General features: G+C 60.4%; 31 protein-coding genes. 4 read left to right on the top strand and 27 right to left on the bottom strand.

Annotated elements, in window-relative coordinates; all coding sequences use genetic code 11:
* The first annotated feature begins 237 nt into the window (after nucleotides 1-237).
* From BACI9J_RS05755 to BACI9J_RS05745, 3 genes are read left to right on the top strand one after another with little or no spacing between them, the layout of a single operon-like run.
* Nucleotides 238-1,221 (top strand): carbohydrate ABC transporter permease, encoded by a 984-nt coding sequence (locus BACI9J_RS05755; protein WP_201296515.1) that lies wholly within the window; start codon nucleotides 238-240, stop codon nucleotides 1,219-1,221.
* Nucleotides 1,218-2,138, top strand: a complete 921-nt coding sequence (locus tag BACI9J_RS05750) for a carbohydrate ABC transporter permease (protein ID WP_159733551.1) — start codon at nucleotides 1,218-1,220, stop codon at nucleotides 2,136-2,138. The genes BACI9J_RS05755 and BACI9J_RS05750 overlap by 4 nt, the downstream gene beginning before the upstream one ends.
* Before the next feature lie 52 nt (nucleotides 2,139-2,190).
* Nucleotides 2,191-3,537, top strand: a complete 1,347-nt coding sequence (locus BACI9J_RS05745) for an ABC transporter substrate-binding protein (RefSeq protein ID WP_159733550.1) — start codon at nucleotides 2,191-2,193, stop codon at nucleotides 3,535-3,537.
* A gap of 71 nt (nucleotides 3,538-3,608) precedes the next feature.
* Here BACI9J_RS05745 and map read toward each other — a convergent pair whose 3' ends face one another.
* The 23 genes from map to rpsJ form a co-directional block, all read right to left on the bottom strand.
* On the bottom strand, nucleotides 3,609-4,436 hold the full coding sequence (gene map, locus BACI9J_RS05740) for a type I methionyl aminopeptidase (RefSeq protein ID WP_159733549.1): 828 nt from the start codon (nucleotides 4,434-4,436) through the stop codon (nucleotides 3,609-3,611).
* Between the two features lie 183 nt (nucleotides 4,437-4,619).
* On the bottom strand, nucleotides 4,620-5,189 hold the full coding sequence (locus tag BACI9J_RS05735) for an adenylate kinase (protein WP_174754477.1): 570 nt from the start codon (nucleotides 5,187-5,189) through the stop codon (nucleotides 4,620-4,622).
* 5 nt (nucleotides 5,190-5,194) lie between these two features.
* The gene (gene secY / locus BACI9J_RS05730; RefSeq protein WP_159733548.1) at nucleotides 5,195-6,505 is read right to left on the bottom strand and encodes a preprotein translocase subunit SecY; all 1,311 of its coding nucleotides are present in this window, start codon (nucleotides 6,503-6,505) and stop codon (nucleotides 5,195-5,197) included.
* A gap of 185 nt (nucleotides 6,506-6,690) precedes the next feature.
* Nucleotides 6,691-7,173, bottom strand: coding sequence for a 50S ribosomal protein L15 (gene rplO, locus BACI9J_RS05725; protein ID WP_159733547.1), 483 nt, complete (start codon nucleotides 7,171-7,173; stop codon nucleotides 6,691-6,693).
* Entirely contained in the window at nucleotides 7,173-7,379 is a 207-nt protein-coding gene (gene rpmD, locus BACI9J_RS05720) for a 50S ribosomal protein L30 (protein ID WP_011775580.1), read from the bottom strand. Before rpmD ends, rplO begins: the two co-directional genes overlap by 1 nt.
* A gap of 2 nt (nucleotides 7,380-7,381) precedes the next feature.
* The gene (gene rpsE, locus BACI9J_RS05715) at nucleotides 7,382-8,053 is read right to left on the bottom strand and encodes a 30S ribosomal protein S5 (RefSeq protein WP_011775581.1); all 672 of its coding nucleotides are present in this window, start codon (nucleotides 8,051-8,053) and stop codon (nucleotides 7,382-7,384) included.
* A gap of 29 nt (nucleotides 8,054-8,082) precedes the next feature.
* Complete coding sequence (gene rplR / locus BACI9J_RS05710) at nucleotides 8,083-8,466, bottom strand: 50S ribosomal protein L18 (RefSeq protein ID WP_011775582.1); 384 nt, start codon at nucleotides 8,464-8,466, stop codon at nucleotides 8,083-8,085.
* 3 nt (nucleotides 8,467-8,469) lie between these two features.
* Nucleotides 8,470-9,006 carry a 50S ribosomal protein L6 gene (rplF, locus tag BACI9J_RS05705; protein WP_062073167.1) on the bottom strand — a complete coding sequence of 179 codons (537 nt, stop codon included), beginning with the start codon at nucleotides 9,004-9,006 and terminating at the stop codon, nucleotides 8,470-8,472.
* Nucleotides 9,007-9,024: 18 nt separating this feature from the next.
* On the bottom strand, nucleotides 9,025-9,423 hold the full coding sequence (gene rpsH, locus BACI9J_RS05700; RefSeq protein ID WP_011775584.1) for a 30S ribosomal protein S8: 399 nt from the start codon (nucleotides 9,421-9,423) through the stop codon (nucleotides 9,025-9,027).
* Nucleotides 9,424-9,501: 78 nt separating this feature from the next.
* Nucleotides 9,502-10,080 carry a 50S ribosomal protein L5 gene (gene rplE / locus BACI9J_RS05695; protein ID WP_011775585.1) on the bottom strand — a complete coding sequence of 193 codons (579 nt, stop codon included), beginning with the start codon at nucleotides 10,078-10,080 and terminating at the stop codon, nucleotides 9,502-9,504.
* Nucleotides 10,080-10,439: a 50S ribosomal protein L24 gene (gene rplX, locus BACI9J_RS05690; RefSeq protein WP_062073171.1), complete on the bottom strand. Its 360-nt coding sequence runs from the start codon at nucleotides 10,437-10,439 to the stop codon at nucleotides 10,080-10,082. Before rplX ends, rplE begins: the two co-directional genes overlap by 1 nt.
* Nucleotides 10,440-10,442: 3 nt before the next feature.
* Entirely contained in the window at nucleotides 10,443-10,811 is a 369-nt protein-coding gene (rplN, locus tag BACI9J_RS05685) for a 50S ribosomal protein L14 (protein WP_003803789.1), read from the bottom strand.
* 353 nt (nucleotides 10,812-11,164) lie between these two features.
* The gene (rpsQ, locus tag BACI9J_RS05680; RefSeq protein WP_011775587.1) at nucleotides 11,165-11,461 is read right to left on the bottom strand and encodes a 30S ribosomal protein S17; all 297 of its coding nucleotides are present in this window, start codon (nucleotides 11,459-11,461) and stop codon (nucleotides 11,165-11,167) included.
* Nucleotides 11,458-11,778, bottom strand: coding sequence for a 50S ribosomal protein L29 (gene rpmC / locus BACI9J_RS24300; protein ID WP_014922387.1), 321 nt, complete (start codon nucleotides 11,776-11,778; stop codon nucleotides 11,458-11,460). The genes rpsQ and rpmC overlap by 4 nt, the downstream gene beginning before the upstream one ends.
* A gap of 2 nt (nucleotides 11,779-11,780) precedes the next feature.
* Entirely contained in the window at nucleotides 11,781-12,197 is a 417-nt protein-coding gene (gene rplP / locus BACI9J_RS05670) for a 50S ribosomal protein L16 (protein ID WP_003803795.1), read from the bottom strand.
* The gene (gene rpsC / locus BACI9J_RS05665; RefSeq protein WP_011775589.1) at nucleotides 12,198-13,019 is read right to left on the bottom strand and encodes a 30S ribosomal protein S3; all 822 of its coding nucleotides are present in this window, start codon (nucleotides 13,017-13,019) and stop codon (nucleotides 12,198-12,200) included.
* Entirely contained in the window at nucleotides 13,020-13,385 is a 366-nt protein-coding gene (gene rplV, locus BACI9J_RS05660; protein WP_011775590.1) for a 50S ribosomal protein L22, read from the bottom strand. It abuts the gene before it with no gap.
* Between the two features lie 38 nt (nucleotides 13,386-13,423).
* The gene (gene rpsS, locus BACI9J_RS05655; RefSeq protein ID WP_011775591.1) at nucleotides 13,424-13,705 is read right to left on the bottom strand and encodes a 30S ribosomal protein S19; all 282 of its coding nucleotides are present in this window, start codon (nucleotides 13,703-13,705) and stop codon (nucleotides 13,424-13,426) included.
* A gap of 12 nt (nucleotides 13,706-13,717) precedes the next feature.
* Nucleotides 13,718-14,557, bottom strand: a complete 840-nt coding sequence (gene rplB / locus BACI9J_RS05650) for a 50S ribosomal protein L2 (protein ID WP_011775592.1) — start codon at nucleotides 14,555-14,557, stop codon at nucleotides 13,718-13,720.
* Nucleotides 14,558-14,586: 29 nt separating this feature from the next.
* Entirely contained in the window at nucleotides 14,587-14,892 is a 306-nt protein-coding gene (gene rplW, locus BACI9J_RS05645; RefSeq protein WP_024817589.1) for a 50S ribosomal protein L23, read from the bottom strand.
* Nucleotides 14,889-15,506, bottom strand: a complete 618-nt coding sequence (rplD, locus tag BACI9J_RS05640) for a 50S ribosomal protein L4 (protein WP_142938370.1) — start codon at nucleotides 15,504-15,506, stop codon at nucleotides 14,889-14,891. The genes rplW and rplD overlap by 4 nt, the downstream gene beginning before the upstream one ends.
* Before the next feature lie 4 nt (nucleotides 15,507-15,510).
* A complete protein-coding gene (gene rplC, locus BACI9J_RS05635) occupies nucleotides 15,511-16,161 on the bottom strand; it encodes a 50S ribosomal protein L3 (RefSeq protein WP_011775595.1) in 651 nt (216 codons plus the stop codon).
* A gap of 17 nt (nucleotides 16,162-16,178) precedes the next feature.
* Entirely contained in the window at nucleotides 16,179-16,487 is a 309-nt protein-coding gene (rpsJ, locus tag BACI9J_RS05630; RefSeq protein ID WP_003803825.1) for a 30S ribosomal protein S10, read from the bottom strand.
* 382 nt (nucleotides 16,488-16,869) lie between these two features.
* Between rpsJ and BACI9J_RS05625 the strand changes: the two genes are divergently transcribed.
* On the top strand, nucleotides 16,870-18,300 hold the full coding sequence (locus tag BACI9J_RS05625) for a GH1 family beta-glucosidase (RefSeq protein WP_159733546.1): 1,431 nt from the start codon (nucleotides 16,870-16,872) through the stop codon (nucleotides 18,298-18,300).
* A 41-nt stretch (nucleotides 18,301-18,341) separates the two neighbouring features.
* Here BACI9J_RS05625 and BACI9J_RS24605 read toward each other — a convergent pair whose 3' ends face one another.
* From BACI9J_RS24605 to fusA, 4 genes are all read right to left on the bottom strand, one after another.
* Nucleotides 18,342-18,467, bottom strand: coding sequence for a hypothetical protein (locus tag BACI9J_RS24605; protein WP_268891917.1), 126 nt, complete (start codon nucleotides 18,465-18,467; stop codon nucleotides 18,342-18,344).
* A gap of 30 nt (nucleotides 18,468-18,497) precedes the next feature.
* The gene (locus tag BACI9J_RS05620) at nucleotides 18,498-22,745 is read right to left on the bottom strand and encodes a hypothetical protein (protein ID WP_159733545.1); all 4,248 of its coding nucleotides are present in this window, start codon (nucleotides 22,743-22,745) and stop codon (nucleotides 18,498-18,500) included.
* 155 nt (nucleotides 22,746-22,900) lie between these two features.
* Entirely contained in the window at nucleotides 22,901-24,091 is a 1,191-nt protein-coding gene (gene tuf, locus BACI9J_RS05615; RefSeq protein WP_011775598.1) for an elongation factor Tu, read from the bottom strand.
* Nucleotides 24,092-24,323: 232 nt separating this feature from the next.
* Nucleotides 24,324-26,438: an elongation factor G gene (fusA, locus tag BACI9J_RS05610; protein ID WP_011775599.1), complete on the bottom strand. Its 2,115-nt coding sequence runs from the start codon at nucleotides 26,436-26,438 to the stop codon at nucleotides 24,324-24,326.
* Nucleotides 26,439-26,507 lie beyond the last annotated feature (69 nt).

Raw genomic sequence — 26,507 nt, 5'->3', positions numbered from 1 at the left:
CGCCGAGGGGTTCAGCCCGACCGCAGGGTGGGGCCCAGCGCCAAAGTGGGAGCCAAGCCTCAAGTACGAACACCCGAGTAACACCGAGTAAACGGGCTTGGAAGTGTAAGCCAACTATCGCTACGGGGCCCTCTTTTGGCTAAAACAGTGGCTTTCGGTGTGGTGAGCTAGGCCTGTCTTCGCCGCCCCGGCAAGGGAGCTGGCACCCCCATATTCGCCTGAAATCGTGAGTGACTCATGTGTACGCAACAGATTCACAGCAGCAGTGCTGCGCCCGCAGGCAGGCCCGAGCCTGCGGTTCCGCCCATCCGGGCAGTCAGACCGGCTCAGGACAGAAGGGGCTGGTCCGGCCGTAGCCGCAGGGACTTCCTGGTCTTCCTCGCCATGGCCTTGCCGAACCTCCTGCTGATCGGCACCTTTACGTATTGGCCATTGATCAACAACATCTACTACTCCACTTTGGATTGGACCCTCGGCTCTGCTTCGGCCACGGTGGTGGGCTTGCAGAACTATGTCACTTTCTTCACCAGTGAGGATGCTCCCAAGGTCCTTGGTACTACTGCCATCTTCACGCTGGTGACGGTGGGCGGTTCCATGGTCCTTGGTCTGTTGGTTGCCCTGGCCTTCAATTCCAAGGTCCGCGGCACCACGTTTGCCCGGTCTGCTGTGTTCGCGCCGTATGTACTGTCCGGTGTGGGAGTTGGTTTGGTGTGGTTGTTCATTTTCGATCCCGGCTATGGAGTACTCACCTGGATGCTGCGCGGCTTTGGCCAGCAGAGCCCGCAGTGGATTAATGATCCCCAGCTTTCGTTGGTGATGGTGATCGTTGTGTATGTCTGGAAGAACCTGGGCTACTGCGCCGTGGTTTACCTGGCCGGGCTGCAGTCATTGCCACGCGACGTCATGGAGGCCGCCGCGCTGGATGGTGCCAACAGCGCACGGAGGTTTTTCAGCATCTCCATGCCGTTGCTTTCACCCACCACGTTCTTCCTGCTGATCACCACCATGCTGAGTTCCTTGCAGGCGTTTGACCTTATCCGCATCATGACTCCGCTGGGCAACGGCACCAGCACCTTGATTTATGAGGCTTACCTTCAGGCGTTCGGTGCGTACAACCGGGCCGGTTATTCAGCAGCAATTTCGGTGGTCCTCTTCGTGATCCTGCTGATCATCACTGTTTTGCAACTGCGGTTCGTTGAGCGAAAGGTCCACTACTCATGAGCGCGCCCTCACCCGCCGTCGTCGTTGATCCCGCACGGGAGGCCCCGCGGCAGGCCGCCGAGCATGACCGGCCGCGCCCTCTGTCCGCAACCAATGTCCTCCAGACCATAGCGACGGGCTACGTTCCCTTGATCATCGCCACGCTTGTGGTGTTCCTCCCGCTGCTCTGGATGTTGCTGAGTTCCTTCAAGCAACCCGGCGAGATCGTCACCATGGACCTGAAGATCCTTCCGGAGTCATTGAACCTGGAGAACTACGCCACAGCGATGACCACTGTTCCGTTCGCACAGTTCTTTGCCAACAGCCTGATCGTCACGGTGGTGGGTTCCACCATCAAGGTCATTCTGGCCATCCTGACGGCGTACGCGTTGGTGTTTGTTCGCTTCCCGTTCAAGAACGTGATCTTCGTGCTGATCCTGGTAGCACTCATGGTCCCCGCGCAGGTCTCCATCCTGCCCAACTACATCCTGATCGCCGGCATGGGTGGGAAGAACACGTTGTGGGGCATCATCCTGCCAGGTCTGGGGACGGCATTTGGCACGTTCCTGCTGCGTCAACATTTCCTGACGTTGCCGCCGTCCATTCTGGAAGCGGCCGAAATAGACGGAGCGGGCCACTGGCGGCGGCTATGGCAGATCATCGTGCCGGTCTCAGTGCCGTCGATCGCCACGGTGGCACTGGTCACCGTGGTCAGTGAATGGAACGACTACATCTGGCCGCTCATCATCACTGATCGTCCGGAAACCATGACGCTGCCCGTGGGCCTCACTTTGCTGCAGAATTCCGAGGGCAACGGCGCCGGCTGGGGAATCCTCATGGCCGGAGCGGTTTTGGTGATCGTTCCCATCCTGCTGGTGTTCGCAGCGCTCCAGCGCTACATCGTTGCCGGACTGACCCAAGGCAGTGTCACCGGCTGAACTTCTCCAACCGCACCATTCGCATCGAAGCACTTTATTGAGAGGAAACACCATGCGCACCAACCTTGACCGCCGCCACTTCCTGGGGCTGGCAGGCCTCGGAGCCGGAGCTGCGGCCCTCGCCGCATGCGGCGGGCCATCGACGGCGGGCACGGCAGAGGCCGTGGACACCACAACGATCGACTTCAGCGGCGTAAAGCCCGCCGCGTCCATCGACTTCTGGACCAACCACCCGGGCAAGTCCCAGGACGTGGAGAAGGCGATCATCGAGAAGTTCCATGCCAAGTTCCCTGACATCAAAGTCAACCTGGTGACGGCCGGCGCCAACTATGAAGAGATCGCACAGAAGTTCCAAACCTCCCAGGCAGCCAAGACGGGCCTGCCGGGATTGGTGGTCCTCTCGGACGTCTGGTGGTTCCGCTATTACTCCAACGGCAGCATCATCCCCATTGACGGCTTGGTGAAGCAGCTGGATATCAAGATCGACGACTTCCAGAAGTCCTTGGTGGATGACTACAAGTACGAAGACAAGCAGTGGGCACTCCCCTATGGCCGGTCCACGCCGCTGTTCTACTACAACAAGGATCATTTCAAGGCCGCCGGACTTCCGGACCGAGCCCCTGCCACATGGCAGGAGTTCGCAGAGTGGGCACCTAAGCTGAAGGCCACCTCGGGCGCGCAGTACGCATACATCTACCCTGCCCTTGCCGGTTACGCCGGCTGGACCCTGCAGAACAACCTCTGGGGCTGGGGTGGCAGCTGGTCCAAGGATTGGGATATCACCTGTGACTCTCCTCAGTCCGTGGCCGCGCTGCAGTGGGCGCAGGATTCGATCTACAAGGACGGCTGGGCCGGCGTCTCCTCCAAAGAAGCGGCAGACGACTTCGCCGCCGGGATCACTTCGTCCACTATTTCCTCCACTGGCTCTCTGTTGGGCGTCTTGAAGGCGGCCAAGTTCAACGTGGGAGTCGGTTTCCTGCCCGGCGGCCCGGAGGCACCCAGCGGAGTCTGCCCCACGGGCGGTGCCGGCCTGGGCATTCCCAGCGGCATCAGCAAGGAAGAACAGCTGGCCGCAGCGACGTTCCTCAAGTTCATGACTGAGCCAGAGAACACGGCCGCTTTCTCGGCAGCCACCGGCTACATGCCCACCAGGCTCTCTGCCGACATGTCGTCCGTCCTTGCAACAACACCACAGATCAAGACGGCCATGGATCAACTGGCGGCAACCAAGGTCCAGGACAACGCACGGGTATTCCTGCCGGGTGCCGATCAGGAAATGGCAAAGTCAGCGGCCAAGATCCTCACGCAACAAGGCGACGTACAAGCAACCATGACCGAGCTGAAGAAAACCCTTGAGGGCATTTACACCAAGGATGTGAAGCCCAAGCTGAAGGCATAACCGCTTCGGAACCGCTTCAGAACAAGAAAGAGCCGGGCTGCTTTTGCGGCCCGGCTCTTCTCTTGCAGTTGTTACGGGATAGGCACGGGCACGACGCCGAGCGGCGCCAGCTGCCCGGCGCCTCCATCCGGGGCGGACAGCACCCAGATGCCCTTGTCATGGACAGCCACGGAATGCTCCCACTGGCAGGACCGCTTGCCGTCGGTGGTCACCACAGTCCAGTCGTCGTCCAGTGTTGCGGTCTCGATGTCACCACGGACCAGCATGGGTTCAATGGCCAGGCACAGGCCGGGCCGGATCTTGGGGCCACGGTGGCCGGTCCGATAGTTCAAGACGTCCGGGGCCATGTGCATCTCGGAGCCGATGCCGTGGCCCACGTAGTCTTCCAGGATGCCCAACGGCTTCCCTGGGACCGAGGAAACGTAGTCATCAATTGCGTTTCCGATGTCGCCCACAAACTTGCCCTTGGCGAGTGCTGCAATGCCGCGCCACATAGCTGCTTCAGTCACGTCGGAGAGACGCTGGTCTTCCGGATCCGCGGTACCCACTATCACGGTCCTGGCGGAGTCGGAATGCCAACCGTCAACTATGCAGCCTCCGTCAATGGAGATGATGTCGCCATCATTGAGGACCTTGCCGCCCGGGATGCCGTGGACCACTTCCTCATTGACCGAAGTGCAGATGGTGGCCGGGAAGCCGTGGTACCCGAGGAAGTTGGATTTTGCTCCGGCATCATTGAGCACCGCGGCGAAGACGTCGTCCAGGTCCTTGGTGGTGACACCCGGCTTGGCCGCCGCAACGGCAGCGTCGAGTGCACGGCTCAGCACAAGGCCGGCCTGGTGCATGGTGCGCATCTGCTCGTTGGTTTTGTATTCAATGCGGGGCTGACCGAACGCCATGATCTCCTCTGGAAGGTTTGCTGTAGAGGCCGAACCGGCCCCCTGCTTCAACCATTTTCCCGTACCGGGAAGCGTGGCCGAAATTCAGATGCTGGGTGGAAAAGGAAAAGGGTGCGTCCCGCACTCACAGTACGGGACACACCCCTCACTCCAACGCCGGATGAACGGCTATGTGGAGAACTACTAAACAGCCTTGGCTGACTCGATGGCCGTCAGCACACGGTCGGTAACTTCATCGATACCGCCGATGCCATCAACCTGCGTGAGGATGCCACGCTCGGCGTACTTGGCCACGACTGCCTCTGTCTGCTCGTGGTAGAGATCCAGACGGTGACGGATGACGGTTTCGTTGTCATCCGAACGGCCCGTTTCCTTGGCACGGCCAAGGAGGCGGGCTACCAGCTCTTCATCATCAGCGGTCAGCTGGAGCACGACGTCGAGCTCCTGCTCACCCTCAGCGAGGATCTGGTCCAGGTAGTCAACCTGTGCGGTGGTGCGCGGGTAACCGTCCAGCAGGAAGCCGTTCTCGACGTCGCTCTGGCTCAGTCGGTCGCGAACCATGTTGTTCGTGACGCTGTCCGGAACGAAGTCGCCGGCATCCATGTACTTCTTGGCTTCAATGCCCAAAGGCGTTTCGCCCTTGACGTTGGCACGGAAGATGTCGCCGGTGGAGATGGCGACTACGCCGAGGCGCTCGGAAATCCGCTCAGCCTGTGTACCCTTGCCCGAACCGGGAGGTCCAATGATCAGCATTCTCGTCATCGCAAAAGCCCTTCGTAGTGACGTTGTTGTAGCTGCGCATCAATCTGCTTGACGGTCTCCAAGCCAACACCCACCATGATCAGAATTGATGTGCCACCGAACGGGAAGTTCTGGTTGGCGTTGATCAGGACGAGTGCAACCAAAGGAATCAATGCCACGAAGCCCAAGTAGAGGGCTCCAGGCAAGGTGATCCTGGAAAGCACGTACTGCAGGTAGTCCGCGGTCGGTTTACCCGCCCGGATGCCCGGAATAAACCCGCCGTACTTCTTCATGTTGTCCGACACTTCTTCAGGGTTGAAGGTGATGGCTACGTAGAAGTAGGTGAAGAACACAATCATGGCGAAATAGAGTGCCATGTAGATGGGGTGGTCGCCACGGGTGAGGTTGTTGTTGATCCACTCAACCCACGGGGCCATCTGCTCCCCTGGCGCCGGCTGGTTGAACTGCGAAATCAGCCCGGGCAGGTACAGCATGGAGGAAGCGAAGATGACAGGCACGACGCCGGCCATGTTCACCTTGATGGGAATATACGTGCTGGTGCCGCCGACTGTGCGGCGTCCGATCATCCGTTTGGCGTACTGAACGGGAACACGGCGCTGCGACTGCTCCACAAAGACCACCAAGGCCACGGTAAGCAGCCCCACGGCCAGAACGATGAAGAACGTTCCCGGGCCCTTTGACGTCCAGATGGAACCCAGCGAGCCGGGGAAGCTTGCAGCGATCGAGGTGAAGATCAGCAGCGACATGCCGTTGCCCACACCCTTTTCGGTGACCAGCTCACCCATCCACATGATGAGGCCGGTGCCGGCCGTCAAGGTGATGATGATGAGGATGGTGGTGATGATGCTCTCATCAGGGATGATGGGCAGGTTACAGCCCGGAAGCAACTGACCGGATCGGGCCAGCGACACCAGGGTGGTGGCGTTCAGCAGGCCGAGGGCGATGGTGAGGTACCGGGTGTACTGCGTCAACTTTGACTGACCGGAGGCGCCTTCTTCATAGAGCAGCTGGAACCGGGGAATGACTACCCGGAGCAGCTGCACAATGATGCTCGCCGTGATGTAGGGCATGATGCCCAAGGCAAACACTGAAACCTGCAGCAACGCGCCGCCGCTGAACAAGTTCACCAGCTGGTAGATGCCCTGCGAGGTGTCACCGGTGTTCAAGCATTGCTGGACATTCTGGTAGTTCACACCAGGCGAGGGGATGAAAGCTCCCAAGCGGAAGATTGTGATGATTCCCAGCGTGAACAACAACTTGCGTCGCAAATCAGGCGTCCGAAACGCCCGGCCGAATGCGCTTAGCAAGCGTCCTCCTGAGTAGAAAGTACAAGGATGTGGATTGGATCAATGAAACCCAACAACCGAGTCTAACCGCTTGTGACGCCCTCGGAATAATCGAGAGTCAACAATCACGCAAAAAATCCCGGTATACAGGGCCGAAGCCCCGCATACCGGGATCCTTTTTCAACGGGCATCAGCCCCACTGGCTACTAGAGCGCAGTGGTGGTTCCGCCTGCTGCAGCAATCTTTTCCGAAGCGCTGGAAGAGAATGCGTGGGCGGTGACGTCAACCTTGACGGTGATGTCGCCGGTGCCCAGCACCTTCACGGGCTGGTTCTTGCGAACGGCACCCTTCTCAACCAAGGACTCGACGGTGACAACGCCACCTTCCGGGAACAGCTCGTTGAGCTTCTCCAGGTTGACAACCTGGAACTCAACCCGGAACGGGTTCTTGAAGCCGCGCAGCTTCGGCAGGCGCATGTGCAGCGGCAGCTGGCCGCCGGCAAAGCCAGCCTTTACCTGGTAGCGGGCCTTCGTACCCTTGGTACCACGACCAGCGGTCTTACCCTTGGAGCCTTCACCACGACCAACACGGGTCTTGGCTGTCTTGGCACCCGGGGCGGGGCGCAGGTGGTGGACCTTCAGAGCGTGCTGCTTCTCAGCAGTCTCTTCGGCGGTCTTGTTCTCTGCCATTACTTCGCCTCCTCTACATTCACGAGGTGCGGAACCGTGTTCAGCATGCCAACAGTCACGGCGTCAGCGTTGCGGACAACGGTGTGTCCGATGCGCTTCAGGCCGAGGGACCGAAGGGTAGCCTTCTGGTTCTGCTTGGCGCCAATGACGCCCTTGATCTGGGTGATCTCCAACTTGGCGTCGGAGGGAGTCAGGTTCTTAGCCATGACTAAACACCTGCCTTCTGGTTCTGGAGCGCGCGCACCAGAGCAGCAGGAGCAACCTCATCCAGCGGCAGGCCACGGCGGGCAGCCACGGAAGCGGGCTCTTCGAGCTGCTTCAGAGCGGCAACAGTCGCGTGAACGATGTTGATCGCGTTTGAGGAACCGAGCGACTTGGAGAGGATGTCGTGGATACCCACGCACTCCAATACCGCGCGGACCGGACCACCGGCGATAACACCGGTACCGGCGGAAGCCGGACGCAGCAGGACTACACCTGCAGCGGCCTCACCCTGCACACGGTGCGGGATGGTGCTGCCAACGCGGGGAACGCGGAAGAAGGACTTCTTGGCCTCTTCAACACCCTTTGCGATAGCCGCGGGAACTTCCTTGGCCTTGCCGTAGCCAACGCCGACCATACCGTTGCCGTCACCGACGACGACCAGAGCGGTGAAGCTGAAGCGACGACCACCCTTGACGACCTTGGCAACGCGGTTGATGGTGACAACGCGCTCTACGAACTGGCTCTTCTCAGCCTCACGACCGCCGTCGCGGCCACCACGGCCACCACGGTCGCCGCGGCCCTGGCCACGGTCGCCGCGCTCGCCACGACGTCCGCCGCGGCGGTCATCGGTAGCGGGAGCGGTCTCAGTTGCTTCAGCAGCTACAGCTTCAGTCACCTGAATGTCCTTTTCGTTATTTTCAACGGTCACAGTGCCAGCCCACCTTCGCGAGCACCGTCAGCGACGGCGGCGATGCGGCCGTGGTACTTGTTACCGCCACGGTCGAAGACAACAGCCTCGACGCCTGCAGCCTTGGCACGCTCGGCAACGAGCTCGCCGACGCGCTTGGCCTTGGCAGTCTTGTCTCCGTCAAATGCGCGGAGGTCAGCTTCCAGGGTGGAAGCGTAAGCCACGGTTACACCCTTGCTGTCATCGACAACCTGGACGAATACGTGACGTGCCGAACGGTTGACGACCAGACGAGGACGTACAGCCGTACCGGTGATGCGCTTGCGGATACGAAGCTGGCGACGGCTGCGTGCAGCAGACTTGCTCTTGTTCGAACGCTTCTTGTTAATTGCGATGGCCATGGTTTACTTACCAGCCTTTCCGACCTTGCGGCGGATGACTTCGCCGGCGTAACGGACACCCTTGCCCTTGTAGGGGTCAGGCTTGCGCAGCTTGCGAATGTTGGCAGCAACCTCGCCGACCTGCTGCTTGTTGATACCCGCAACAGAGAGCTTGGTCGGACCCTCTACTACGAAGGTGATGCCTTCGGGTGCAGAGACGCTGACAGGGTGGCTGTAGCCCAGAGCGAACTCCAGGTCAGAACCCTTGGCCTGAACGCGGTAACCAGTACCAACGATTTCAAGCTTCTTCTCGTAGCCCTCGGTAACGCCCTGGATCATGTTGGCGATCAGGGTGCGGGTCAGGCCGTGCAGCGAACGCGAGTTGCGCTCGTCGTTCGGGCGGGTGACCGTGAGAGTGTTCTCTTCCTGGGTAACCTCGATCGGGCTGGCCACAGTGTGGCTCAGCTCGCCTTTGGCACCTTTGACGCTGATGACGGAGCCATCGAGCTTGACCTCAACTCCGGCAGGAACGGTGATGGGGAGACGTCCAATACGTGACATTATTCTCTTCCTTTCCCGTTACCAGACGTACGCGAGGACTTCGCCGCCCACGCCCTTCTTGCCGGCCTGCTTGTCAGTCAGGAGGCCGGAAGAGGTGGACAGGATTGCGATACCCAGGCCACCCAGCACGTGCGGCAGGTTGGTGGACTTCGCGTAAACGCGGAGGCCCGGCTTGGAGATGCGGCGGACGCCAGCGATGGAACGCTCGCGGTTCGGACCGAACTTCAGGTCGATGGTCAGCTTCTTGCCAACCTCGGCGTCTTCTTCCTTCCAGCCGGCAATGTAGCCTTCTGCCTTAAGGATGTCAGCAACGCGTGCCTTCAGTTTGCTGTACGGCATGGACACGGTGTCGTGGTATGCCGAGTTTGCATTGCGCAGACGCGTGAGCATGTCTGCGACAGGATCTGTCATTGTCATTTGGGCTATAGCCCTTCCTCGTACCGGTTTCCGCTGCGCCTGCTCTTAGGAGCCTGCGCGGACGGACCTGTCACGTAGTTAGTTTTCGGTCTTGAACGGGAAACCAAGCGCCTTGAGCAGCGCGCGGCCTTCGTCATCGGTCTTGGCGGTGGTGACAACCGTGATGTCCATACCGCGAACGCGGTCGATGGAATCCTGGTCGATTTCGTGGAACATAACCTGCTCGGTCAGACCGAAGGTGTAGTTACCGTTGCCATCGAACTGCTTGCCGTTGAGGCCGCGGAAGTCGCGGATACGCGGCAGTGCAAGCGAAACCAGACGGTCCACGAATTCCCACATGCGGTCTCCACGCAGAGTTGCGTGTGCACCGATGGGCATGCCTTCGCGCAGCTTGAACTGAGCGATCGACTTGCGGGCCTTGGTTACCTGCGGCTTCTGGCCGGTGATCAGGGTGAGGTCGCGGACAGCGCCGTCGATCAGCTTGGAGTCCTTGGCGGCATCTCCAACACCCATGTTCACTACAACCTTCACCAGGCGGGGAACCTGGTTGACGTTCGCGTAGCTGAATTCGTCCTGCAGGGACTTCTTGATGGTCTCTGCGTACTTCGTCTTCAGACGCGGAACGATCTTTACTGGAGTCTCGAGAGTCTCAGTCATTAGATGTCCTTCCCGGTGGCCTTGGACACGCGGATACGGACGGTCTTGGTAGCGCCATCCTTCTCAACGGTGTCGAGACGGAAACCAACACGGGTCGGCTTCTTGGTCGACGGGTCAACCAAAGCAACGTTGGAAACGTGGATCGGGGCTTCAACAACCTCGATGCCACCGGTCTTGGTGCCGCGCTGCGACTGACCGACCTTGGTGTGCTTGGTGACGCGGTTGATTCCCTCTACCAGCACGCGGTTGGTGTCAGGGAATACGCGCAGGACCTTGCCCTGCTTGCCGCGGTCGCCGCCACGTTCCTGCTTGGCGCCGGTGATGACCTGAACGAGGTCACCCTTCTTGATCTTAGCCATGGACTAAAGCACCTCCGGGGCCAGCGAAACGATCTTCATGAACTTCTTGTCGCGAAGTTCACGACCAACCGGGCCGAAGATACGGGTACCGCGGGGGTCACCGTCGTTCTTCAGGATCACAGCTGCGTTTTCGTCAAACTTGATGTAGGAACCATCCGCACGGCGGCGTTCCTTCTTGGTACGAACGATGACAGCCTTGACGACGTCACCCTTCTTTACGTTGCCGCCAGGGATAGCGTCCTTGACGGTTGCGACGATGACGTCGCCAATGCCTGCGTAGCGACGGCCAGATCCACCGAGAACGCGAATGGTAAGGATTTCCTTAGCACCCGTGTTGTCGGCGACCTTCAGTCGCGACTCCTGCTGAATCAATTTTTACTCCTTGCGTCGCGCCGGTTCTCAGACCGAAATCATGCATACGGAATGAGCCTTGCGGAACGGTTGATCGGGGTGTCTCTTGACCCGTCTGGATTTTGCCAGGACGGGCCTAAACGCCCGTGCCACAAGCATCAGCTTCCCTTGCAGAAAACTCTGCGCGGGGCAGTATGCAGCAGCACGATTGTTTACGAGGTAGTGGACGACGCACAAGTGGCGCCATACAAACTCAATATCCTAGCACGTTTACAGCTCTAAACCGAAACGGCTGGACAAGCGGAAAGGCCCGCATTCCCTGAGGAATGCGGGCCTTTCCAGTGAATCACTGCCAGGCGTGCCCGGCGTCGGATTTACTTGGCCTTTTCGAGGATCTCCACCAGACGCCACCGCTTGGTAGCGGAGAGCGGGCGGGTCTCAGAGATGAGAACGAGGTCGCCGATGCCGGCGGTGTTCTCTTCGTCATGAGCCTTGATCTTCGAGGTGCGGCGAATAACCTTGCCGTACAGAGCGTGCTTCACGCGGTCTTCAACCTGAACAACGATGGTCTTTTCCATCTTGTCAGAGACAACGTAGCCGCGACGCGTCTTACGGTAACCGCGCTGTTCAGCGCTGGCTGCTGCTTCCGTCACAGTTTCCTTCTCGCTCACTTGGCGTCCTCTCCAGCTTCAACCTCGGCCTTTTCAGCCTTGGCAGCCTTCTTGGACTTCTTTTCTTCCTTGGCTTCCACAACCGGTGCGGCAACCTCGGCACGAATGCCCAGCTCGCGCTCACGGAGAACGGTGTAGATGCGTGCGATGTCCTTCTTTACCGCGCGCAGGCGACCGTGGTTCTCCAGCTGTCCGGTGGCGGACTGGAAACGCAGGTTGAACAGCTCTTCCTTGGACTTGCGGAGTTCTTCAACGAGACGCTCGTTGTCGAAACCGTCCAGCTGTGCGGGTGCGAGATCCTTCGACCCTACTGCCATTTCTATTCACCACCTTCGCGACGCACAATGCGTGCCTTCAACGGGAGCTTGTGGATTGCCAGGCGCAGGGCCTCGCGAGCTACCTCTTCATTGACACCGGAGAGTTCGAAGAGAACCCGGCCCGGCTTGACGTTTGCGACCCACCATTCCGGAGAACCCTTACCGGAACCCATACGGGTTTCAGCAGGCTTCTTCGTCAGCGGACGGTCCGGGTAGATGTTGATCCAGACCTTACCGCCACGCTTGATGTGGCGGGTCATCGCGATACGAGCGGACTCGATCTGACGGTTGGTAACGTATGCCGGGCTCAGAGCCTGGATACCGTACTCACCGAAGCTGACCTTGGTGCCGCCCGTTGCAGCGCCGGAACGACCCGGGTGGTGCTGCTTACGGTGCTTGACTCGACGTGGGATAAGCATTTAAGCCTGTCCTCCTTCTGCTGCCGGAGCAGCAGCTTCAGCGGCCGGTGCTTCAACGGCAGCGGGTGCTGCCTCAGCTGCCGGACGGTCGTTACGACGACGGCGGTCGCCGCCCGGGCGGCCCGGACGGTCTCCTGCACGGCCACGGGACGGAGCAGCAGCTGCCTGCTGAGCCAGTTCCTTGGCAGTTACGTCACCCTTGTAGATCCAAACCTTCACACCGATACGGCCGAAGGTGGTCTTGGCTTCGTAGAAGCCGTAGTCGATGTTCGCGCGGAGGGTGTGCAGGGGCACACGGCCTTCGCGGTAGAACTCCGAGCGGGACATTTCTGCGCCACCCAGACGACCCGAGCAAGCAACACGGATACCCTTGGCACCCGCACGCTGTGCGGACTGCATGGCCTTCTTCATCGCACGGCGGAAAGCCACGCGGGAAGTCAGCTGCTCAGCGATGCCCTGGGCAACAAGCTGTGCTTCCATCTCGGGGTTCTTGACCTCGAGGATGTTCAGCTGAACCTGCTTGCCGGTGAGCTTTTCGAGCTCGCCGCGGATGCGGTCTGCTTCAGCGCCGCGGCGGCCGATGACGATGCCCGGGCGTGCCGTGTGGATATCCACGCGGACGCGGTCACGGGTGCGCTCGATTTCAACCTTGGCGATGCCGGCGCGCTCCATGCCGGTGGACATGAGCTGACGGATCTTGATGTCCTCACGGACAAAATCCTTGTAGCGCTGTCCGGGCTTGGTGCTGTCAGCGAACCAGTGCGAAACGTGGTCGGTGGTGATGCCGAGTCGGAACCCGTGCGGGTTTACTTTCTGTCCCACTTAGCGAGCCTCCTCTTTCTCCGGGGTTGCGACAACCAGCGTGATGTGGCTGGTCCGCTTCCTAATGCGGTAGGCGCGGCCCTGGGCACGCGGCTGGAACCGCTTCATGGTCGGGCCTTCATCAACAAATGCTTCGGTGATGAAGAGGTCGCTGTCGTCGAATGCAACGCCGTCACGGTCCGCGAGGACACGTGCGTTGGCCATTGCCGACTGAAGTACCTTGAATACCGGCTCCGAAGCTGCCTGGGGGGCAAACTTCAGAATTGCCAGAGCCTCATTCGCTTGCTTACCACGAACAAGGTTGACGACGCGCCGGGCCTTCATAGGCGTTACGCGGATGTGACGCGCAATAGCCTTGGCTTCCATTGCTTTCCTTCTCTCGTCTAAGACGTAAAGTCAGGCGCCTAGCGGCGCTTGCCCTTACGGTCGTCCTTAACATGGCCGCGGAATGTCCGCGTGGGAGCGAATTCGCCGAGCTTGTGCCCGACCATCGACTCAGTGACAAACACCGGGATGTGCTTGCGTCCGTCGTGTACGGCGATCGTGTGCCCGAGCATGTCGGGGATGATCATCGAACGGCGGGACCAGGTCTTGATGACGTTCTTGGTGCCCTTATCGTTTTCCCGTGCGACCTTCACAAAGAGGTGCTGGTCAACGAAAGGACCTTTTTTCAGGCTGCGTGGCATGTGTCCAGGCTCCTATCGCTTGTTCTTGCCAGTACGGCGGCGACGAACAATAAGCTTGTCGCTCTCTTTGTTCGGACGGCGGGTACGGCCCTCGGGCTTGCCGTTCGGGTTAACCGGGTGACGTCCACCGGAAGTCTTACCTTCACCACCACCGTGCGGGTGGTCAACCGGGTTCATGGCTACACCACGGACGGTCGGGCGAACGCCCTTCCAGCGCATACGGCCGGCCTTGCCCCAGTTGATGTTCGACTGCTCGGCGTTGCCGACCTCGCCGACGGTTGCGCGGCAGCGCACGTCAACGTTGCGGATTTCACCGGAGGGCAGACGCAGCTGGGCGAAGCGGCCTTCCTTGGCAACGAGCTGTACCGAAGCACCTGCGGAACGTGCCATCTTGGCGCCGCCACCCGGACGCAGTTCAACTGCGTGGATTACGGTACCAACCGGGATGTTGCGCAGCGGCAGGTTGTTGCCCGGCTTGATGTCGGCGTCAGGACCAGCCTCGACGAAGTCACCCTGGGACAGCTTGTTAGGAGCGATGATGTAACGCTTGGTGCCATCAACGTAGTGCAGGAGTGCGATGCGAGCCGTGCGGTTCGGGTCGTACTCAATTTCGGCAACGCGGGCGTTGATGCCATCTTTGTCGTGACGACGGAAGTCGATCAGACGGTACTGGCGCTTGTGCCCACCACCCTTGTGACGGGTGGTGATCTTACCGGAGTTGTTACGGCCGCCTGTTTTGTGCAGCGGACGCAGCAACGACTTTTCCGGAGTCGATCGCGTGATTTCAGCGAAGTCGGCTACGCTCGAGCCACGACGGCCCGGGGTAGTCGGCTTGTATTTACGGATTCCCATAATTTATTTCCTCGTTAAAGTGGTCTCCGCTACGCGAGCGGACCGCCGAAGATGTCGATTGTGCCTTCTTTGAGGGTGACAATTGCACGCTTGGTGCTCTTGCGCGTTCCCCAGCCGAATTTGGTGCGCTTGCGCTTACCGGCACGGTTGATGGTGTTGATCGAGTCAACCTTGACCGAGAAGATCTTCTCAACGGCCAATTTGATTTCGGTCTTGTTCGAGCGAGGGTCCACCAGGAAGGTGTACTTGCCTTCGTCGATCAGACCGTAGCTCTTTTCCGAAACGACGGGTGCAAGCACGACGTCGCGCGGGTCCTTGATGGTGGTTACGCTCACTTGGAGGCCTCCTCGTTCTTGGCCTTGTCAGCGACGAACGCCTCGAAAGCAGCCTTGGTGAAGACCACGTCGTCGGAGATGAGTACGTCGTAGGTGTTCAACTGGTCTGCGTACAGAACGTGAATACCTTCGAGGTTGCGCACGGAGAGTGCAGCAACATCGTTGGCGCGCTCGATTACGACGAGCAGGTTCTTGCGCTCGGAGACTGCGCGCAGCGACGCCAGTGCTTCCTTGGCGGACGGCTTGGTGCCGGCTACCAGTTCAGCGATGACGTGGATACGGCCGTTACGGGCGCGGTCAGACAGGGCGCCACGGAGTGCAGCAGCCTTCATCTTCTTGGGGGTGCGCTGGCTGTAGTCACGAGGGGTCGGACCGTGGACAACGCCACCGCCGGTCATGTGAGGAGCACGGATTGAACCCTGACGGGCGCGGCCGGTGCCCTTCTGCTTGAACGGCTTGCGACCTGCACCGGAAACCTCGGCGCGGGTCTTCGTCTTGTGGGTACCCTGGCGTGCAGCAGCGAGCTGTGCGACGACGACCTGGTGCAGCAGCGGCACGTTGGTCTGGACGTCGAAGATCTCTGCAGGCAGGTCTACCTTGACAGTGCTAGTCATTTAACTAGGCTCCCTTCACGGCGGTGCGTACGAGTACGACCTGGCCGCGGGCACCGGGAACGGCACCCTTGATAAGGAGCAGCGACTTCTCAGCGTCAATCGCGTGAACCGTGAGGTTCAGCGTGGTGTGACGCTCGGCGCCCATGCGGCCGGCCATTTTCAGGCCCTTGAAGACGCGGCTCGGGGTGGATGCGCCACCGATGGAGCCAGGCTTACGGTGGTTCTTGTGGGCACCGTGGGAAGCGCCAACGCCGTGGAAGCCGTGACGCTTCATAACACCGGCAAAGCCCTTACCCTTGGAGGTGCCGACGACGTCGATCTTCTGGCCGGCTTCGAAGATCTCAACAGAGAGCTCCTGGCCCAGCTCGTAGGATGCGGCGTCTGCGGTACGCAGTTCGACGACGTGGCGGCGAGGGGTTACGCCTGCCTTTTCAAAGTGACCAGCCAGCGGCTTGGTTACCTTGCGAGGATCGATCTGGCCGTAGCCGATCTGTACGGCGACGTAGCCATCTACCTCTGCGTTACGCAGCTGGGTGATGACGTTGGAGTCAGCCTGGACAACAGTTACCGGGATGAGCTTGTTGTTCTCGTCCCAGACCTGGGTCATGCCGAGCTTCGTGCCCAGCAGGCCCTTTACGTTACGGGTTGCGGTCATAGTCTCTCAGCACCTCCCTAGAGCTTGATTTCGATGTTCACGTCGGCCGGCAGGTCGAGACGCATAAGCGAGTCAACAGCCTTCGGCGTGGGGTCGATGATGTCGATCAGACGCTTGTGAGTACGCATTTCGAAGTGCTCACGGCTGTCCTTGTACTTGTGAGGAGAGCGAATAACGCAGTAAACGTTCTTCTCCGTCGGCAGGGGCACCGGGCCGACTACCGTTGCGCCTGCGCGCGTGACCGTCTCAACGATCTTCCGCGCTGAAACATCAATGACCTCGTGGTCATATGACTTCAGCCGGATGCGGATTTTTTGTCCCGCCATGTCGCCTGACTCTCTTTCAGCTAGTGCTGCTCTAGTTAGGGCTGCTCTGTTTACTTACCTGTTGATGTGGCCGCCGAAGCGTTTGAGGTTTTACCACCACACGCCGCACAAGCTGAATCCGGAATAATCCGGGTTCCTCACCTTGTCGGCGCACCGACCCCCGCGGTCGGGCGTGTCGCGATTTCCACGCAAACTCGACCGCAATCATGGGGTTCAGGGTTATGTTTGGGCTTCAGCCTGGACCCTGACACCCGGCATTATCCGGATCGGGACACGAAGAAGCGCTTGAACAACTCATCCAGTATGGCGGAAATATGGTGTAAAGGCCAATCGACCCGGAAGAGCCATTGCCCGGCCTTCAAACGGTGAGGATGATGGGGTCATGAACGCCCAGGATTCAGGCTCTGTGGAAGATCTCGCCGCCCGCCTGCGTCCGGGGTTTACGTTAGGCGTGGCGGCTGCCGCTTTCCAGGTTGAGGGTTCGTTGACCGCAGATGGACGCGGGCCCTCGGGCTGGGACGCGTTCTCGGAAAAGCCCGGAGCCATAGTCGACGGCGGCTCCCCCACCGTAGCGTGCGATCACTACAACCGCTCCGATGAAGACATCGCCCTGATGCAGGAACTTGGCGTCGACTCCTACCGCTTTTCCCTCTCGTGGCCCCGGATCCAACCTGGCGGCAAAGGCGCAGTCAACCAGCGTGGGCTGGATTTCTACGACCGCCTGATAGACAAACTCCTGGCTGCAGGCATCTCCCCCATGGCCACGCTGTACCACTGGGATACCCCGTTGGAGCTGGAGCATGCCGGTGGGTGGATGAACCGGGACACTGCCGAACGCTTTGCTGTCTACTGCGAAGCCGCCGCCGAACGCTTTGGTGACCGCGTGGATCACTGGGTCACCATGAACGAGCCCGTCTCCGTGACCGTGCAGGGGTACTCACTGGGAGTGCATGCCCCGGGCCGGCAGTTGCTTTTCGATTCCCTGCCTGCTGCACATCATCAGTTGCTGGGGCACGGCATGGCCGTGCGGGCTCTCCGCAGCGTCGGCGTGAAAGGGCAGATCGGGGTGTCCAACATGCATTGCCCCGTGGAGCCCGCCGGCACCAGTATTGGCGACCGGCTGATGACGCAGGCCCTGGACCTGATACTCAACCGCATCTATGCCGACGCGATACTGCTCGGCCAATATCCCAAGCCACCCCTGCCCATGAAACCTTGGTTCCGCTCATTGGGGACGGTCCACGATGGCGACCTTGAACTTATCAGCCAGCCCCTGGACTTCTATGGGCTCAACTACTACTACCCCGTAAAGGTGGCAGCGGGCCCCGGGCCTGCGGAAATTCCCACTGGAACGTCACCGGAGATGACTAAAGTTCCTTTCCACCTGGCCGCCTACCAGGAGTACGAGACAACCGGGTTTGGCTGGCCCGTTGCACCGGAGTATCTGGCTTTGCTGCTGCGCCAAATGAAGGACCGGTACGGGGAGGCCCTACCTCCCGTCTACATCACAGAAGGCGGCGCAAGCTTTCCCGAGCCAACCCACGTTGATGGACCTATCCAGGACACCAACCGCATCACTTACCTGGCTGAACATCTGGGCCATGCATTGACGGCAACCGGTCCTGGAGGCCTCGCCGAGGATGTGGATCTCCGCGGCTACTACGTCTGGACCTTGCTGGACAATTTCGAGTGGGCAGCAGGCTACTCGCAACGATTCGGCTTGATCCACGTGGACTTCGACACCTTGGAACGAACCCCCAAGGAGTCGTTCTACTGGTACAGGTCCTTGATCCGGGCACGCCATCATCACTAGTAGCCCGCATGGGTTAAATCGAGCAGGCCAGGCGAATCGCCCTAGTGGTTTTTGTTGGCCCGGCGTATCCGCTTTGCACGTTCGATCTCGCTCTTGAAGTTCTTTCGCCCCCACAGCACACCGCCGCCGATAGCAGCAATGACCGCCAGGAAAATCAGGAATTCCATGGTGCGCTCCTCTTTTCGTAGACTGCAACATTATCGGATTCCGTCACGGGTCCGCGCACCAGGGACGCCGCTCGGATCTCCGCTTGGGCCCGGCCCGCCATCGCTTGGCGGCTTGCGGTTCAAACGCCACACTGCCAGCACAATCAGCCCCAGGGCAACGAGGGCAAGCATGGCAAAGGCATAGGAGCGCAGCGCCCACATGATGCTCAGCGCTACGGCGATGGCACCCCACCACACCAATATCCGTTCAGCCAGAAGCAGGCCCGCTGCCAGCAGCACAACGTGTGCCACGAGTACGTAGAGCTGCTGAGAGGACGTTCCGGCGAAGATGGTTCCCAATGACGTAAAAGACAGGGCACCAGCTGTGATGCACAGGCGAAGGAAGCCTTCCCTTCCATGCCCCATTCCATAGCGCACCCCTGCTATAACGGCCCCGGCCGCCACGTACCATTGCGCGGTCCAGAACAAATCAGGACTGGACCCGTCCACGAAGAGCACCGCCCGTTGGAGAGCTGCAACAGAGACAATTCCCGCAAGCTCGGCTGCCACCCACTTGCCCCGCGGTACCTCAACCACCACCAGCACCCCGGTTACCACCACCAGGACAAACCCCAGCATGGATGTTTGGTCCCGGCCCAGCCCCACGGCCGCCGCTGTTGCAACCCCCAAGGCGGCAGTGGCGGCCAAGGAGATACGCCGCCAGCCATTCCCCTTGACTGAAGGCCCGCCGAACATCCTCAGGGAATAAAGAAGCACCGCGGTCCCCACACCGGCACTGAGCCAGACAGCGTAGTCGCTCCAGGTTCCCGGAGGCAGCCCCCGCAGCAAACCGTCGACGGCGGGTACAGCCCCTACCAGCACCGCCGGAGCAGCAGCCGCATACAGATGCGGGAGCCGTTCAAAGTGCGAGGCCGCAAACAGGACGCCCGCCAAGACCAGCACGGACAGTCCGGTCAGGGAGTGCGAAATACCCAGGGTCAGAAGGCCGCCAACCAGTGTGAACGCCAACGCTGAGACGAACCAGAACCAGCGCTCAGTGGCGCCGGCTACCGAATCCTCGGGCGCCTTCTCCGGGCGGAACATCATCCGCGCAGCAACCATGACCATTGCCAGGGCCAGCAGGACAACAGGGACTTGGGACTTATCCAGCAGCGGCTGGTGCAGCCATGTTGAAACCGGGAATACGAGTCCCGGCCCGGCAGCGATGACCCCGGCCCCAATTGCTGCGGTAGCGAAGTACCGGGATCCGCGGGCGTCGAGCATGCGCCAGGCAAGGGCCGCAGAAGCTGCGACCAGCGTAAACTCAAGCATCGCCACCCAGCGGCCGCCGCCGTCGTAATCCCTTGCAAGTAAGTAAGTAAACGGCAGCAAGAGTTGAGCACCCAAAGTGACGTGGACTGTTGCCTTTTGGAAGGCAACATCAACACCACTTGTGCGTAGGACGAAAGTCAGAACGTGCTGCAACACGAGAACCAGAGCCAGGCACAAGGACACCGCTGCCGGCGAATCCGTCACGTCTGCTACTACCACCGCGACGAGTACGCCTGCAAGAACCCGGACCGCCAACAAGTAGCAACCGCGGACCAATCGCTGGCGAACCGCACCCATCATGAAGCCGCTGTACGCCGCAAATATGCCCAGCACTATTTCTACGTCCCGGATGTTCCCCCAGCGAAGTGCTAGGAGAAGGACGAAAGCGACGGGAGCAAAAATCCAGCCAATGGCGTGGCGTCTGAAAATTGCACTGACCAGGACGGCGGCAAGGGCAGTTGTTACCGCCGCAACTCCAGGCTGCCAGCTTTCCCGAACGGTTCCCCCGAACAACGCACCGGTGAGACCAAGGACTGTGGTTGCCCCGGCCATGATGGCAAATACCACGCCAGCATCCACTACGGAAGCTTGAGGATAGCGGCGTCGGCTGCCGGCGAGGAGGGGAAAGACCAGCTGGAACGCAGCAGCCACCACCAGAACAAGTGCTGCGGAAGGACCTTCACCGGCGAAGCGAATACTCCAGCCATGCTGCGTTGCGTCGCCGTAGGCCGACACCACCAGCAGCGTCCCCGCCGCCCGGGAAAGCCACCAATAAACCTGCCGGTGGAACGACTTGGAAATCCTTAGGGCAGTGACCACGAAGTAAGCAAGCAATGCCAGAAGGACGCCATTTCCCAGCGCCCAGGACACGAAGGCTGCTGCCACGCTGCCCGCGATGAGGGCAGTTAGCGGGCCAATGACTTCGGCCACCGCGGCACGCCAGGCAACCTTGGCACCTGATGCCGGATGAGCCGGCTGAAACAGCAAGATGCCCGCTGCCAAAGCTGCCACCAAAGAAACGAGTACCGCTGCGGCAACGATAGGACGGCCGGCGGCCTCGTCAAATATCGGCAAGAGAAGAAGTCCTGCCACAGCGCCACCGCCAAAGCCGGCCACCGATGCCTGGGGGGCTACCAGCAGGACTCCCCCACGCGCGAACCCGGCACTCACCAATTGCTGTGCAGCTGCAGCGACCACGAACGTCATCAAGGAGTAGGAAGTCCTGTCCGAACTTCCAGTCAATGCACCAGCCACCGCCACGGGAACAGCCAGAGTCAGCGCAACCCTGCCCGCAAGAATGAAGAACTGACGCAAAGCGGTTGGCCGAATCAACGCACGCAGGAACCAGTAAAGCGATGCCGAAGCCAGGAGCACCGAGACGGGCCACGCTCCCAGCAGCCCACCAAGAGCACCGGCCGCGGCCAGCACGCCGGCCGGGGTAAACTCCATGCCCCGGCCCAGTTTCCAACCAATCACCATGGCAGTCAGCATGGTGGCGGCGAGGGGAACATAATTGGGAACATCGAACGGCCTGAACTCCAGCACCACGGTGAGGATAGCCGAGGTGAGAAGTTGCAGCGCCAAACACGAAACGGTGTCAGCCCACCAGGAGCCGGGCAGCAACTTCCTGCCGCGGAAGGCAACACCCAGCGCCTGGACTCCAAGGCAAAGCACCGCGGCCAGCAACACAGTGCTCACGTTCGCGGTGACATCCCACACCAGCCCAAGCAGAGCCAGCGTCAACGCAGCCCGCGCACCGTAGAGATGCTGCACACGGTAGCGAGCCCGCGGAACGAAGAACATCACAGCGAAATAGATGCCGCACATCAGCATGACCCAGGCATACTCCCCCTTGGACAAGAGGTGCGGCGTGAAGGTGACAGCAACAGCCACGAGGGGAACCAGCGCCGGGTGCAGCACCATCAGAGGACGGACGTAGAGCGGGGGAAGCCACGCGGGACGCAGCAAAGACACAACCGTCAGGAGAACTGCCACTGCGATCAGAGCCGTGAAGTACCAAACCAGTGCGCCACCAAGAACGGAAACGCCGGACCACGCCGTTGAGACGACAAAGCTGAGGGACAGGAAGGCCAGGACTTTGTTGTCCAGCCTTACAGCGGTGTACGCGTAGACGGCTGTCCCAAGTAGCGACGTGACCAGCCAAGCCGCCGGGCCGTTGTGAAGCACAAAGTTGTACATGGCCAGGCCCGTGACCGGGACCAGCGCAAGCCCAGTTCCGACGAACGCAACGGCCGCGGGACGCAGGCGCGGCACGCGCGAGTGGATGACCATGCCCGAAACGTAGAACAGGGCGGTGATGAACCAGATCCCCACGAAACGGAAGAGGGCCGGAAGACTTGTACCCACGAACAGGGCACCGGCAGCTACCAGCAAGAGGCTGGCGACGTAGAGCGTGACGTTGATGTTCTGCTGATCGCGCTTCTCCTTGCGCGCAGCGGCGGCTTCCGGAGACTCGTGGAGTACGGGCGGTTGCGTGACCTGGAAAGCAGGTTGCTGCCGGGCGGACGCCTGCTGAACAGGCTGCTGCGGCGCGGGCGCTTGGATAGCCGGCGCTTGGCGCGGCGTTGGGTTATGGACCACAGGCGGAGCCGGCATGGGTGGCAGCGGCATGGGCGGCAGCTGCATGGGCGGCTCAGGCAAGACGGGCGACTCCTGCAACACGGGCGACTCCGGCAACACGGGCGACTGGACATGAGCCGGAGCGGGCGGTGGATTCACGGTTGCTGGAGTGATCGTCCGTCCCGGTGAGCCGTCCTTGTACAGTCCCTTGGCCTCAGCGTCCCGCCAACCAGCCAGATGGCCCGCCAGAAAGCCCGCCTGGTATGAAGCGGCGTTCTGGCCCGCAGAAGGCTCATGAGCCGCACTTCTACGTCCCTTCGCCAACCCGACTGCAAAGCCCACCCCGCCAACGACGACGAGGAGCAGCAGTATGAGAAATGCAGTCATGGAAGCTCCTTGGTTACGGAAGACGCAGTAAGAATACGGCCTTTATCCATTCGATAGAGTAACTATAGCAAAAAGAAACCCCACCGCCGTAGCGGTGGGGTTTCTTCCAGCTAACTACCGGCTGGGCCGGAGTATCACCGATCTACAAGTAGAGACTACTTGATGATGCTGGTAACACGTCCCGAACCAACGGTGCGGCCGCCTTCGCGGATAGCGAAGCCGAGGCCCTCTTCCATAGCGATCGGCTGGATGAGCGCAACGGTCATCTCAGTGTTGTCGCCAGGCATAACCATTTCCGTGCCTTCCGGCAGGGTGATAACGCCGGTTACGTCCGTGGTACGGAAGTAGAACTGCGGGCGGTAGTTGGAGTAGAACGGGTTGTGACGTCCGCCTTCGTCCTTGGAAAGGATGTAGACGTTAGCCTCGAAGTCGGTGTGCGGGGTGATGGAACCCGGCTTGACGACAACCTGGCCACGCTCGACATCGTCGCGCTTCAGACCGCGGAGCAGGAGGCCACAGTTCTCGCCGGCCCATGCTTCGTCGAGCTGCTTGTGGAACATCTCGATACCGGTAACCGTGGTCTTCTGGATCGGGCGGATGCCAACGATCTCAACCTCGGAGTTGATGGCGAGGGTTCCACGCTCGGCGCGGCCCGTAACAACGGTGCCACGGCCGGTGATCGTGAAGACGTCTTCGATCGGCATCAGGAACGGCTTGTCGCGGTCACGTACGGGGTCCGGAACGGACTCGTCGACAGCTGCCATCAGGTCCTGGACGGACTTGACCCAAACCGGGTCGCCTTCCAGAGCCTTGAGGCCGGAAACGCGAACAACCGGAGCCTCATCGCCATCGAAGCCCTGCGAGCTCAGGAGCTCACGAACTTCCATTTCGACGAGGTCGAGGAGTTCTTCGTCATCAACCATGTCGGACTTGTTCAGTGCGACCAGCAGGTAGGGAACACCAACCTGGCGGGCGAGCAGAACGTGCTCGCGGGTCTGAGCCATCGGACCATCGGTTGCGGCAACCACGAGGATTGCGCCGTCCATCTGGGCAGCACCGGTGATCATGTTCTTGATGTAGTCAGCGTGACCCGGGGCGTCTACGTGTGCGTAGTGGCGCTTCTCGGTCTGGTACTCCACGTGGGAGATGTTGATGGTAATACCGCGCTGGCGCTCTTCCGGAGCAGAGTCGATCGACGCGAAGTCGCGCTGCTCGTTGAGATCCGGGTACTGGTCGTACAGCACCTTGGAAATGGCGGCAGTCAGCGTCGTCTTACCGTGGTCAACGTGACCAATGGTGCCGATGTTGACGTGCGGCTTAGTCCGCTCGAACTTTGCCTTTGCCACAGGTTCCTCCTAGAACGATTTCAAGTGAACGTGCTCCTCGGCCGCGCTTTTCGCGGCAGAAACTTTAGCAAGTCTACTTGGGGGCTTGGTTTTGGTGAAATTGCAGATTCAGGAACCAATGGTAGTTCCTCGAGCCTGTTTGCGCAGGGGCCGGGCCGCGGCTTTCGCCGCAGCCCCGCCTCAAGCGCTCAGATGCCTTCCCGATACCGGAATTGCATCCGTTACCGGGAGATTACTCGCCGCGGGTTTTCTGGATGATCTCGTCGGCTACTGCCTTGGGGACCTCCGCGTAGCTGTTGAACGTCATGGAGTACACAGCGCGACCCTGGGTCTTGGACCGGAGGTCACCGATGTAGCCGAACATGCCGGACAGCGGAACGTGTGCACGGATAACCTTCACACCTGCTGCGTCTTCCATGGACTGCATCTGGCCACGACGGGCGTTCAGGTCACCAATAACATCACCCATGTATTCCTCAGGTGTGCGGACCTCAACATCCATCAGCGGTTCAAGCAGAACAGGGTTCGCCTTACGTGCAGCTTCCTTGAAAGCCATGCGTCCGGCGATCTTGAACGCCATTTCCGAGGAGTCAACATCGTGGGACGCGCCGTCAATCAGCGTGGCCTTGATGCCGACAACCGGGTAACCGGCCAGGACGCCGTCGTTCAGTGCATCCTGGATACCAGCGTCAACGGACGGGATGTATTCGCGCGGAACGCGGCCACCAGTGACCTTGTTTTCGAACGCGTACAGCTCGCCGGAAGCGGTGTCCATGGGCTCGATCGCAATCTGGATCTTTGCGAACTGACCCGAACCACCGGTCTGCTTCTTGTGCGTGTAGTCAAGGCGCTCGACGGCGCGCTTGATGGTTTCGCGGTAAGCAACCTGCGGCTTGCCAACGTTTGCCTCGACCTTGAATTCGCGACGCATGCGGTCCACCAGGATATCCAGGTGGAGCTCGCCCATGCCGGCGATGATGGTCTGGCCCGTGTCTTCGTTGAGGGAGACCTGGAAGGTCGGGTCCTCAGCGGAGAGCTTCTGGATGGCCGTGGAGAGCTTCTCCTGGTCACCCTTGGTGTTGGGCTCGATCGCAACCGAGATCACGGGCTCCGGGAAGCTCATGGACTCGAGGACGATCTGGTTGTTGGCATCACACAGGGTGTCACCCGTGGTGGTGTCCTTCAGACCGATGGCTGCATAGATGTGGCCGGCGGTAGCGCCCTCAACAGGCATTTCCTTGTTGGCGTGCATCTGGAACAGCTTGCCGATGCGTTCCTTCTTGCCCTTGGTGGAGTTAACCACCTGGGCGCCTGCCTCAACGTGACCGGAGTACACGCGGACGAAGGTCAGCTGGCCGAAGAACGGGTGCGCAGCAATCTTGAAGGCGAGGGCCGAGAACGGCTCGTCAGCAGAGGGCTTACGGGTGAGTTCCTTCTCTTCGTCGCGGGGATCGTGACCGATCATCGGCGGGACGTCGAGCGGGTTCGGCAGGAAGTCAACAACGGCGTCAAGCATCGGCTGGACACCGCGGTTCTTGAAGGCAGAACCACAGAAGACCGGGTAGAGCTCAGAGTTGATGGTCATCTTGCGGATGCCGGCTTTGATCTCTTCGAGGGTGAGTTCTTCACCTTCGAGGTACTTCTCCATGAGTTCTTCGGAAGCCTCGGCCACAGTCTCAACGAGCTGTGCACGGTACTCTTCGGCCTTCGCCTGGAGGTCCGCCGGGATTTCCTGCACTTCGTAGGAAGCGCCCATGGTGACGTCACCCTTAGCGTCGCCAGGCCAAACCAGGGCGCGCATTTCGAGGAGGTCAACAACGCCGATGAAGTCGTTCTCAGCGCCGATGGGCAGCTGCATAACCAGCGGCTTGGCACCAAGACGGGAGATGATGGTGTCTACGGTGAAGTAGAAGTCAGCACCCAGCTTGTCCATCTTGTTGACGAAGCAGATACGCGGAACGTTGTACTTGTCAGCCTGGCGCCAAACAGTCTCGGACTGCGGCTCCACGCCTTCCTTGCCGTCGAACACTGCAACTGCACCGTCGAGGACGCGCAAGGAGCGCTCAACCTCAACCGTGAAGTCAACGTGGCCCGGGGTGTCAATGATGTTGATCTGGTTCTTGTCCCAGAAGCAAGTCACGGCGGCAGACGTGATGGTGATGCCGCGTTCCTTTTCCTGTTCCATCCAGTCAGTCGTCGAAGCGCCGTCGTGCGTCTCGCCGATCTTGTGGTTCACACCCGTGTAGAACAGGATGCGCTCGGTAGTGGTGGTCTTGCCGGCATCGATGTGGGCCATGATGCCGATGTTGCGGACCTTATTAAGGTCGGTAAGCACGTCCTGTGCCACGGGGTCTCCCTTTCGGATGGACTACACGTTCGCCGCCGGCTCAGTGAGCCGGCGGCGTCCGGAAAGTTT

This window comes from Arthrobacter sp. 9V (genome assembly GCF_902506065.1).
In the GTDB taxonomy this organism is placed as follows: Bacteria; Actinomycetota; Actinomycetes; order Actinomycetales; family Micrococcaceae; genus Arthrobacter.
The sequence above is the reverse complement of the archived record's forward strand: the minus strand, read 5'-3'. Positions and strand labels throughout refer to the sequence as shown.